Below are 9,456 nucleotides of genomic sequence, written 5' to 3'. Positions count from 1 at the left end.
CCGTTCTACACGGGCAAGCAGAAGATCATGGACACCGCCGGACGCGTCGAGCGCTTCAACCGCCGCTACCGCCGCGGCTGACGCCTACCGCCAACGGCCCCACAGACCCCGCGCACCGTCTCTCCGCGCGGACCCAGGTCGCGGCTCGCCCCTCCCCTTCGGCCGGGAGGAGCGGGCCGCGATCGCCGTATGCCGGACCCCGCCCCTCCCCGGCGCGCCGCCATTGGTCACCAATGACGCACGCAGGCTCAGCCGCCCACCCCCGCCCACGCCATTGGTCACCAATCACGCATCTGAACGATCCAAACGGCTCGGATCCGCCCATTGGTGACCAATGGCGAGGAGGGGTCGAGATGCGGGTGGGTGAGACGTCGGTCACAGCGATGCCGATGCTGCTGGTCCAGCGATCCGCGCCACGACGCCGGCTGCACGGCGGAGCGAAAACCATTATCAGACAACGGGATCGTGCGATGCCTGGGTCACAGGAGACCCACAGGCGGGGGGTCCTAGAGTGAGCCTCGGGCGTGGCGGACCACGCCCGCAAGGGGCGCCGCACCCGTGGCGGCGCGACGAACAGCAGGAGGGGACCATGACCCAGCACACCGACGTCATGGACCACGAGCACCTCGCCGGCGACGGCTGTCAGACCGTGCAGCACGACGACCACCTCGACCACGTCCACGGCGAGGAGCGCCACCCCGAGGTCTCGGTCCACGCCGACCACGAGGGCGAGCACACCGAGGGCGACGGCTGCGAGACCGTCGAGCACGACGACCACGTCGACCACCTCCACGACGGCCACCGGCACCACCAGCACGGCGACCACGTGCACGAGCACTGACCCACCCTTCGCCGACTGGTCAGTTCCCGACGTCGGGAACTGACCAGTCGGCGGGGCGCGGCGCCCGGAGCTGACCAGTCGGCGGGGCGCGCCGCCCGGAGCTGACCAGTCGGCGGGAGGGCGTCGGCTCGACTGGCGTAGACGCCGTGAGGTGACAGGCTGGTGGGCATGCCTTCTCACGCCCTGACCACCGGCTCCGGCCAGGACTGCCAGGTCCACCTCACCAGCGGGGGCGTCTCCCTGCTGCTCGACCTGTCCGACGCCCGCCTCCCCTCGATCGCCCACTGGGGGGCCGCCCTCCCCGACCTCGACGCCGACGAGGCGGCGACCCTGGTCCTGGCGACGACCTACGGCCGCGGCGGCAACGACGTCGACGTCCCCGTCCGGGTCGCGGTCCTGCCCGAGCACCACGCCGGCTGGTCCGGTCGGCCAGGCATCAGCGGCAGCCGCGACGACGGGTCCGGCTGGTCGCCCCGCTTCACGGTGACCGCGGCCGAGGCCCGCACCGACGAAGCGGCCGGCGCGACGGCATACGGCACGCTCACCACCCTCGGCGCCGGCGCGCTCCACGTCACCGCCCGCGACGACGAGGCGCGCCTGACCCTGACCATCGAGATCGAGCTGCTGGCGACGGGACTCGTGCGCACGCGCGCCACGCTCACCAACGACGGCGACACCGACTACGCCCTCGACGAGCTGGCACTCACCCTCCCGGTCCCCAACCAGGCCAACGAGATTCACGACCTGGCCGGGCACTGGGGCACCGAACGCGCGCCCCAGCGCAAGGAGTTCACCGTCGGGCAGCACCTGCGCGAGGGACGCAAGGGACGCACGGGCGCCGACGCGGCCTACGTGCTCTCTGCTGGGACAAAGGGATTCGGGTTCCGCCACGGTGAGGTCTGGGGCGTCCACACCGCCTGGTCCGGCAACCATCGCCACTGGGCCGAGCGACTCTTCAACGGCCGCACCGTGATCGGCGGGTCCGAGCTGCTGCTCCCCGGCGAGATGCGGCTGGCCACGGGCGAGTCCTACTGCTCTCCTTGGATATTCGGCGCGTATGGCGACGGCCTGGACGCCCAGGCCGCGCGCTTCCACGGCTGGTTGCGGTCACGGCCGACGCACCCGCAGACCGACCGCAAGGTCACCCTCAACGTGTGGGAGGCCGTCTACTTCGACCACGACCTGGCGCGCCTCACCGACCTCGCCGACCGCGCCGCCGCCCTCGGCGTCGAGCGCTACGTCCTGGACGACGGCTGGTTCGGCGCCCGCCGCGACGACCACGCCGGCCTCGGGGACTGGGTCGTCTCCCCCGACATGTGGCCCGACGGCCTCGGCCCCCTGGTCGACCACGTCACCGGGCTGGGCATGGAGTTCGGCATCTGGTTCGAGCCCGAGATGGTCAACCTCGGCAGCGACGTGGCCCGCGCGCACCCGGAGTGGATCATGGCCACGGGCAACCGGATTCCCGTGGAGAGCCGCCACCAGCAGGTGCTCAACCTCGGCATCCCGCAGGCCTACGCCCACGTCCGCGACCAGATGGTGGCGCTGCTCGAGACCTACGCCATCGGCTACATCAAGTGGGACCACAACCGCGACCTGGTCGACGCCGGCACGGCACCCTCCGGGCGTGCGGGCGTGCACGAGCAGACGCTCGCCGCCTACCGGCTCATGGCCGAGCTCAAGGACCGCTTCCCCGGGCTGGAGATCGAGGCCTGCAGCTCCGGTGGCTCGCGCGTCGACCTCGCCGTCCTCGAGCACACGGACCGGATCTGGACGTCGGACTGCATCGACCCCCTCGAGCGTCAGGTGATGCACCGCTGGACCCAGCAGCTCGTCCCCCCGGAGCTCATGGGCTCGCACATCGCCTCGGGCGCCTCGCACACGACGGGCCGCATGCACACCCTGCACTTCCGCGCCGGCACCGCCGTCTGGGGACACCTCGGAATCGAGTGGGACCTCGCCCGCGCCTCCGACGCGGAGCTCGCGGAGCTCGGCGACTGGGTCCGCTTCTACAAGCACCACCGCGAGCTCCTGCACTCCGGCGCCGTGGTCCGCCTGGACGACGTCGTGCCCGAGCTGCACGTCCACGGCGTTGTCTCCCCGACCCAGGACGAGGCACTCTTCGCCGTCGTGTCCACCGGTCGCGCGATCGTCGACCCCATCGGCCGGATGCGCCTCGCCGGGCTCGACCCCGACCGCCGCTACCGCGTCCGGGACGTGACGCCCAGCCGCCCGCCGCACGGTATGCCGCAACCGCCCGCCTGGTGGCCCGGCGACGAGGGCGCGCTGCTGCGCGGTCGCTCGCTGCAGGCGGTCGGGGTGGAGGCACCTGCGATGTCCCCCGACGAGATCGTCGTCCTCCACCTGACGACGGACTAGCGGACGGACGGGTGCCCCGCCACCAGCTCGATCTCCACCCGCGCGCCCAGCGGCAGGCCCGCGACGGCGACCGTGGTCCGGGCGGGATACGGCTCGGCGAACACGGTGGCGTACACCTCGTTGACCGCCGAGAAGTCGGCCATGTCCACCAGGTAGACGTTGACCTTGACCACGTCGTCCAGCGTGCGGCCGGCGGCGGCGAGCACTGCCTGGAGGTTGGTGAACACCTGCCTCGCCTGCGTGCTCACGTCCCCGTCCACAAGCCGGCCGGTGGCGGGGTCGATGGGCGTCTGGCCGGAGAGGTGGAGCAGGCCCTGCTCGCCGCTGCTCGCGGCGTGCGAGTAGGGGCCGACCGGGGCGGGGGCGGCGTCGGCGTGCACGGTGCTTCGAGTCATGGGGCCAGCCTTCCGGCATACCGGGTGGAGCGCACCTCGCCCACCGGCAGCCGGACGCGCAGGAAGCGCGGCCGGTAGGAGAACGGGTCCGCGAGGACCGTGGCGAGGTCCGTGTTGTTGCGGCTGTAGGACACGACGACCGTGCCCGGCTCGGGCAGCAGGTCGGGGTGCGCGAGCGGCATGTAGCGCAGCACCCCCGTCTCCGGGTCGGAGGGCAGGTCGGCGACGGTCCGGCCCGTGTCGAACGGCCCCCACGGGGTCGGCGCGGTCCACACCGTGAGGTCGCGGCCGAGGAAGTCGTCCCGCTTGCTGAGGGCGTACCACCGACCGCCCTGCGCGAAGACGGACAGGGTCTGGGAGGTCCCCTTCACCGCCGGGATCAGCTGCGCCGCGGCGGCGGCCGACCGCGACCACCCCCTGCCGTCCCAGTAGGTCCACTCGGACCGGGTCAGCACCCGGTCCGGCCGGACCCGAGCGACGCGCAGCGAGCGCCCGAAGGTCATCGCCTCGGTCGAGCCCGCCGTCCCGTAGAGGTACAGCCAGCCGTCGGACAGGACCGAGGCGGCACCCCAGGCCGGGCGGGTCACGTCGGGGGAGTCCGGCCCCAGGTCGACGAGCCGCAGGAGCTGCGGGGTGCCACCCCGGCCCACGGTGAAGAGCGCGGCGGACGGGCCGAGGTTCTCGAAGTCGAAGGTCCCTCCCCCGGTCGTCCGCACCCGCTGCAGCATCACCGTCACCAGGTCCTGCCCCGCGCGCGGGGTGACCGTGACGGACATCGGCCAGTAGCCCACGACCGCGCCCGTGCTCCCCGCCGGCCTGGCGCGGTCCGGCACGATCGCCCCACGACCGGCGGGCAGGACGGCCCGCAGGCAGCCGGGGCTGACGAGCAGCATGGAGTTGCGGACGAACCGGTGCCCCGCGACGTCCGGCGAGCGCAGCGTGTCGCCGAAGAGCAGGAGCCGGCGCCCGTCCTGGAGCCGGGCCCCCGCCCCGACGTCGGCGCCCAGGAAGGTCGGGGCCACGTGCAGCTGGTCGACGGCCCGGTTGATCGCCTCGACCGAGTCGAAGGACCCTCGTGCCGCGCAGCCGGTCTGCAGGGTCGTGGTCACCGGGGCGACCGGGCGGGGACCGGCGCTCGTGGGCGGGGGCGTCACCCGGGGATCAGGTCGCCGGGCGGAGGGGGTGGCGAGAGCGGGTCGCGCTGCGCCGGGGGCGGGGCCGCGGGCGGGGCCCGACGCGGGTCCCCTCGGCCCGTCGAGCGCCATCGCCGTCACGTCGCGCCCGCCCAGAGCGCCGGTCCCGACGGGCGCGACGGTGCCGCCGACCGCGACCAGGGTGATCAGCGTCGTGCGCACGAGCAGCCCGCAGGCACGACTCGTGCGCCGCGTCCCCCGCGCTGGCGTCATACGGGCACGCTACGGGCGCGACGGGCACGCATGGCACTGCTTTGATCACCTAGGGTTCGCATATGCCCCGTATGCCGCAACGCGCCACCTCCTCCACGGTCACCCTCATGGCCGCGGGGCTGCTGCTCGCGGGGTGCGCCTCGGACCCGGCGCCGAGCCCGACCCTGACCGGCGCCGCCGCCCGCTCGGCCCAGGACCAGTCCTCGCGGGTGCGTGAGCTGCTGGCGCCGCAACCGGCCGGTGTGGGCGAGACCCCGCGGCGATGGGGTCCCGTGTCGCTCGTGGCGCCGGCCGCGATGACGGAGGCCGACGCGGGGCCCGCGGCACCGCGCAAGGGCTGGACCTACAAGCGGCTCACCGACCCCAAGGGCAACCCGCAGACCTCGCTCGGCCTGATCGTCGCCCCCACCGCGGAGACCACGGCGGAGCAGTCGGCCGGGACGATCGCGCGGACCGGGGGCAGCCGCGACGCCGGCTCGGCCAGCGGGATCGTCACGACGACCACCTGGGAGGGGCGGCCGGCCCACCTCGTCTACGTCAACACCTCGACCGGGCTGCACGTGGAGGCGCTCAGCACCGAGACACCCGCCGGCACGATCACCGTCATCGCCCAGGCTCCCGTCTCGAGCTATCCCACCTCGGGGCTGCGGCGCGCCCTCCGGAGCGTCGACCTCACCCCCTGAACCCCAGACCCCCAGAACCCCGAAGATCGTGAGGGTTTGGTCCAAGATTCTTGGACCAAACCCTCACGATCTTCAAGGGTTCAGGGGTTCAGGGGATGGCTGGGTCAGCGACCGGTGGCCACCGTCAGCAGCAGCGCCGAGTCCTGGTGCGCCACCACCGAGTGCCGCTCGTGCGGGATCGGCGTGAACAGCCCTGTCGTCAGGTGGAAGTCCACCGACCCGGTGCCCAGCGTCACCTCGCCGCGCAGCACCTGCAGCGACGCGGCGGCCGGCGCCTCGTGCTCGGCCAGGGTGGCCCCGGCGCGCAGCGCGATCACCACCGTCCGCAGCAGGTCGGTGTGCATCACGGACTGGGTGGCGCGCCCCGACGAGGAGGCGTGCGCCTCCCCGATCAGCTCGTCCACCAGCTCGACGAGGTTGGGCAGCAGCTCGGGCGTCTCCGGGTCCCGGCCGGTGGCAGAGCCGCGTGCCGAGCCGCCGGCCGAGCCGCGAGACGGCTGGTCCGTCATACCTTCTCCCACCCGCGCTGCGGGGCCCGGCTGCCGACGCCCGCACCGGGGCGACGGTCGCGCGAGCGATAGACGATGTAGGGCCGGGTGACGTAGCCGAGCGGCGCCGAGAACACGTGCACGAGCCGCGTGAACGGCCACAGGGCGAACAGGATGCACGCCACGAGCGTGTGCAGCTGGAAGCCGAGCGGCGCCGCCGCCATGAGGTCCGCGTCGGGGTGGAAGGTCAGGAACTGGCGGTACCAGATCGAGACGCCCTCGCGGTAGTTGTAGTGCTCGGCGGGCCCGCCGAGGTTGTTGATGCCGGGGGCGTGCCAGCCGAGCGTGTTGGCCAGGCCGAGCAGGATGACGACGACGAGGAAGGCGTACATGACCTTGTCCATCGGCGTCGTGGCGGAGAAGACCGGGCCGGTGGTGCGGCGGCGATAGATCAGAATCGCCATGCCGACGAGGGTCAGGAAGCCGGCGAGCAGGCCCACCGACAGGGCGAGGAAGTGATAGACCGGCTGCGAGATCCCGACGGCGTCGGTCCAGGACTTCGGCACGAGCAGGCCCATGATGTGCCCCATCACGACGAAGAGGATGCCGAAGTGGAACATCGGCGAGCCCCAGCGCAGCAGCCGGTCCTCGTAGAGCTGGCTCGAGCGCGTGGTCCAGCCGAACTTGTCGTACTTGTAGCGCCAGAGGTGACCGACGACGAAGATCGTCAGGCAGATGTAGGGGAACACCACCCAGAGCAGGGTGTTCATGAGCGCCCTCCTTGCGAGTGCTGCAGGAGCTCGGCCTCGAGCTCCTCGGGTGATGGGTCGGTGGCCGGGTGGGGGTTGAGCCGGGGGTCGATCTCGTATGGCGCCAGCCCGACGTCCTCCGACGGGGGCCCTTGCGCGACCAGCCGCGCGACCGCCGTCTGCTCGTCACCGTCCAGCGACGGCAGGGTGGCGCACACGGCGACGAGCACGTCCGCCCACGGGACGCCGCGGTCGAGCAGCGCGAGGCGCAGGACCTCGAGCCCGGCGCGGTGGTCGAGGACCAGCTTGAGGGCGGCCTCGAGGTCGACGGTGGCGCCGAACTCCAGCACCACCGACAGGTGGTCGGGCAGCTCCTCGTCACCGATCTCGACCCCGGCCCGGCGATAGGTCTGCTTGAACTGCACGAGCGCCATCCCGCGCTTGCGGGTGTCGCCGTGCGCGAAGTAGGTCAGGTAGGGCGCGCACCGGCGCGTGTAGTCGAAGGTGTCGACGTAGCGCTTCTGCACCACGTCCAGCTCCCCCGCCTCCACGGCCGCGGAGATGGTCGCGACGAGACGACCGAGCGGCTCCCCCACCGGCGCCGGCAGCTGTGCGACCGTGTCGCGCAGCACCGGCAGGTGGCGCAGGAGCTCCTCGTCCGGGTAGCCGAGCAGCAGCGACGCGCACTGCCAGGCGGCCTGCATCTCGTCGGTGCCGACCGGCAGGGCGGCCTGCTTGCGACGCCGCAGGGCGACCTTCACCGGATGTCCTCGGGCGGGATGGCACCGCGGTCGTGCGAGGCGCTCGGGTCGGAGCCCATCGGCATGCCCTCGCCCTCGCGGCGGGCCTCCTCGGAGATCCCGGCGCCGAGGCTGCCACCCTGACCGGGGAAGAGGCCCTCGGGCATGCCCTTGCCGTCCCAGTTGAGCAGGTTGACCCGGCCCTCCTTGGAGCCGCCGCCGACGAGGGTGTCGGCGGTCTGGCGGGCCTGCAGCATCTGGAAGTTCTCGACGGCGATCGGGGTCAGCGACCCCGAGCCCTCGCCGAACGCGCCCTGGTTGCCGGTCTGGTAGTCGCTGACCGAGCACTCGGTGGCGAGCTCCTCGAGGGCGTGCGCCTCCTCGGCGTGCGCGGTCGGGATGACATAGCGCTCCTCGTACTTCGCGAGGGCGAGCAGGCGGAACATGTCGTACATGTCCTCCTCCTCCATGCCGACGGCCGCGGGGATCGACCCGTCGGGGTCGCGCCCGAGGTTGATGTCGCGCATGTAGGACCGCATGGCGGCCAGCTTGCGCAGGACGCCGTCGACGGGCTTCACGTCCCCGGCGGTGAACAGGTTGGCGAGGTACTCGATCGGGATGCGCAGCGTCTCGATGGCGTTGAACAGGTTGTCCTTGTCCTCGCCGTCGTGCCCGGACCCGGCCAGCGCGTCCACGACCGGCGACAGCGGCGGGATGTACCAGACCATCGGCATCGTGCGGTACTCCGGGTGCAGCGGCAGCGCGACCTTGTAGTCGTTGATCAGGCGATAGACCGGGGACCGCTGCGCGGCCGTGATCCAGTCGGACGGTATGCCGGCGCGCTCGGCCTCGGCGACCACCGCCGGGTCGCGCGGGTCCAGGAACACCGAGCGCTGCGCCTCGTAGAGGTCCTGGTCGTCCTCGACCGACGCGGCCTCGAGGACGCGGTCGGCGTCATACAGGACGAGCCCGATGTAGCGGAGGCGACCGACGCAGGTCTCCGAGCACACGGTCGGGATCCCGACCTCGATGCGCGGGAAGCAGAAGGTGCACTTCTCGGCCTTGCCGGTCTTGTGGTTGAAGTAGACCTTCTTGTAGGGGCAGCCCGAGATGCACATGCGCCAGCCGCGGCACTGCTCCTGGTCGACGAGGACGATGCCGTCCTCCTCGCGCTTGTAGATCGCGCCCGAGGGGCACGACGCCGCGCACGAGGGGTTGAGGCAGTGCTCGCAGATGCGGGGGAGGTAGAACATGAAGGTCGACTCGAAGTCGGTCGTGACCTTGTCCTCGATGCCCTTGAGCATCACGTCCTGGTGCATCGTCTCCATCGAGCCGCCGAGGTCGTCGTCCCAATTGGCCGACCAGGAGATGTTCATCGGCTTGCCGGAGATCAGCGAGTGCGGCCGCGCGACCGGGAAGTGCTTGCCGGCCGGCGCGTTGAGCAACGTCTCGTAGTCGTAGGTCCAGGGCTCGTAGTAGTCCTGGATCGACGGCATCTTGGGGTTGACGAAGATGTTGAGCAGCTTCTTGAACCGGCCGCCGGCGCGGAGCTTGAGCCGGCCGTTCTTGCCGAGCACCCAGCCGCCCTGCCACTCATCCTGGTCCTCGTAGCGTCGCGGGTAGCCCAGGCCGGGGCGGGTCTCGACGTTGTTGAACCAGACGTATTCGGTGCCGGCCCGGTTGGTCCACGCCTGCTTGCAGGTGACCGAGCAGGTGTGGCACCCGATGCACTTGTCGAGGTTCATGACCATGGCCATCTGTGCCATGACTCTCAT

At 71.9% G+C, this 9,456-nt stretch carries 10 protein-coding genes; 4 read left to right on the top strand and 6 right to left on the bottom strand.

What is annotated here, in order from left to right; all coding sequences use genetic code 11:
* The 3 genes from rpmE to B2P18_RS13695 form a co-directional block, all read left to right on the top strand.
* The coding region (gene rpmE, locus B2P18_RS13705; protein ID WP_286961188.1) for a 50S ribosomal protein L31 at positions 1-81 on the top strand (81 nt) is incomplete at its 5' end.
* 508 nt (positions 82-589) lie between these two features.
* Positions 590-841, top strand: a complete 252-nt coding sequence (locus B2P18_RS13700; protein ID WP_239262298.1) for a hypothetical protein — start codon at positions 590-592, stop codon at positions 839-841.
* A gap of 168 nt (positions 842-1,009) precedes the next feature.
* Positions 1,010-3,220, top strand: a complete 2,211-nt coding sequence (locus B2P18_RS13695) for an alpha-galactosidase (RefSeq protein ID WP_286961184.1) — start codon at positions 1,010-1,012, stop codon at positions 3,218-3,220.
* Here B2P18_RS13695 and B2P18_RS13690 read toward each other — a convergent pair.
* Both B2P18_RS13690 and B2P18_RS13685 read right to left on the bottom strand, forming a co-directional pair.
* Entirely contained in the window at positions 3,217-3,615 is a 399-nt protein-coding gene (locus B2P18_RS13690; RefSeq protein ID WP_239262302.1) for a Rid family detoxifying hydrolase, read from the bottom strand. The genes B2P18_RS13695 and B2P18_RS13690 overlap by 4 nt on opposite strands.
* On the bottom strand, positions 3,612-5,021 hold the full coding sequence (locus B2P18_RS13685; RefSeq protein ID WP_286961182.1) for a DUF4185 domain-containing protein: 1,410 nt from the start codon (positions 5,019-5,021) through the stop codon (positions 3,612-3,614). The genes B2P18_RS13690 and B2P18_RS13685 overlap by 4 nt, the downstream gene beginning before the upstream one ends.
* 71 nt (positions 5,022-5,092) lie before the next feature.
* On the opposite strand from B2P18_RS13685, the gene B2P18_RS13680 reads away from it, so the two are divergent.
* Positions 5,093-5,704: a hypothetical protein gene (locus tag B2P18_RS13680; RefSeq protein WP_286961180.1), complete on the top strand. Its 612-nt coding sequence runs from the start codon at positions 5,093-5,095 to the stop codon at positions 5,702-5,704.
* A 104-nt stretch (positions 5,705-5,808) separates the two neighbouring features.
* On the opposite strand, the gene B2P18_RS13675 is transcribed toward B2P18_RS13680, so the two are convergent.
* The 4 genes from B2P18_RS13675 to narH are packed head-to-tail and all read right to left on the bottom strand — an operon-like array spanning position 5,809 to position 9,456.
* Positions 5,809-6,213, bottom strand: a complete 405-nt coding sequence (locus tag B2P18_RS13675) for a hypothetical protein (protein ID WP_019286571.1) — start codon at positions 6,211-6,213, stop codon at positions 5,809-5,811.
* Complete coding sequence (narI, locus tag B2P18_RS13670; protein ID WP_286961177.1) at positions 6,210-6,962, bottom strand: respiratory nitrate reductase subunit gamma; 753 nt, start codon at positions 6,960-6,962, stop codon at positions 6,210-6,212. The genes B2P18_RS13675 and narI overlap by 4 nt, the downstream gene beginning before the upstream one ends.
* Positions 6,959-7,702: a nitrate reductase molybdenum cofactor assembly chaperone gene (gene narJ / locus B2P18_RS13665; RefSeq protein ID WP_286961175.1), complete on the bottom strand. Its 744-nt coding sequence runs from the start codon at positions 7,700-7,702 to the stop codon at positions 6,959-6,961. The genes narI and narJ overlap by 4 nt, the downstream gene beginning before the upstream one ends.
* Complete coding sequence (narH, locus tag B2P18_RS13660) at positions 7,699-9,456, bottom strand: nitrate reductase subunit beta (RefSeq protein WP_239265510.1); 1,758 nt, start codon at positions 9,454-9,456, stop codon at positions 7,699-7,701. Before narH ends, narJ begins: the two co-directional genes overlap by 4 nt.

Source organism: Arsenicicoccus sp. UBA2120 (assembly GCF_002330965.1).
Taxonomy (GTDB): Bacteria; Actinomycetota; Actinomycetes; order Actinomycetales; family Dermatophilaceae; genus Arsenicicoccus; species Arsenicicoccus bolidensis.
This window is presented reverse-complemented; position numbering and strand designations above follow the sequence as displayed.

Bases quoted from the DNA above. Each gene is read 5' to 3' on its own strand.
- B2P18_RS13700 (WP_239262298.1), top strand. From the start codon at position 590: ATGACCCAGCACACCGACGTCATGGACCACGAGCACCTCGCCGGCGAC.
- B2P18_RS13695 (WP_286961184.1), top strand. From the start codon at position 1,010: ATGCCTTCTCACGCCCTGACCACCGGCTCCGGCCAGGACTGCCAGGTC.
- B2P18_RS13690 (WP_239262302.1), bottom strand. From the start codon at position 3,615: ATGACTCGAAGCACCGTGCACGCCGACGCCGCCCCCGCCCCGGTCGGC.
- B2P18_RS13685 (WP_286961182.1), bottom strand. From the start codon at position 5,021: ATGACGCCAGCGCGGGGGACGCGGCGCACGAGTCGTGCCTGCGGGCTG.
- B2P18_RS13680 (WP_286961180.1), top strand. From the start codon at position 5,093: ATGCCGCAACGCGCCACCTCCTCCACGGTCACCCTCATGGCCGCGGGG.
- B2P18_RS13675 (WP_019286571.1), bottom strand. From the start codon at position 6,213: ATGACGGACCAGCCGTCTCGCGGCTCGGCCGGCGGCTCGGCACGCGGC.
- narI (WP_286961177.1), bottom strand. From the start codon at position 6,962: ATGAACACCCTGCTCTGGGTGGTGTTCCCCTACATCTGCCTGACGATC.
- narH (WP_239265510.1), bottom strand. From the start codon at position 9,456: ATGAGAGTCATGGCACAGATGGCCATGGTCATGAACCTCGACAAGTGC.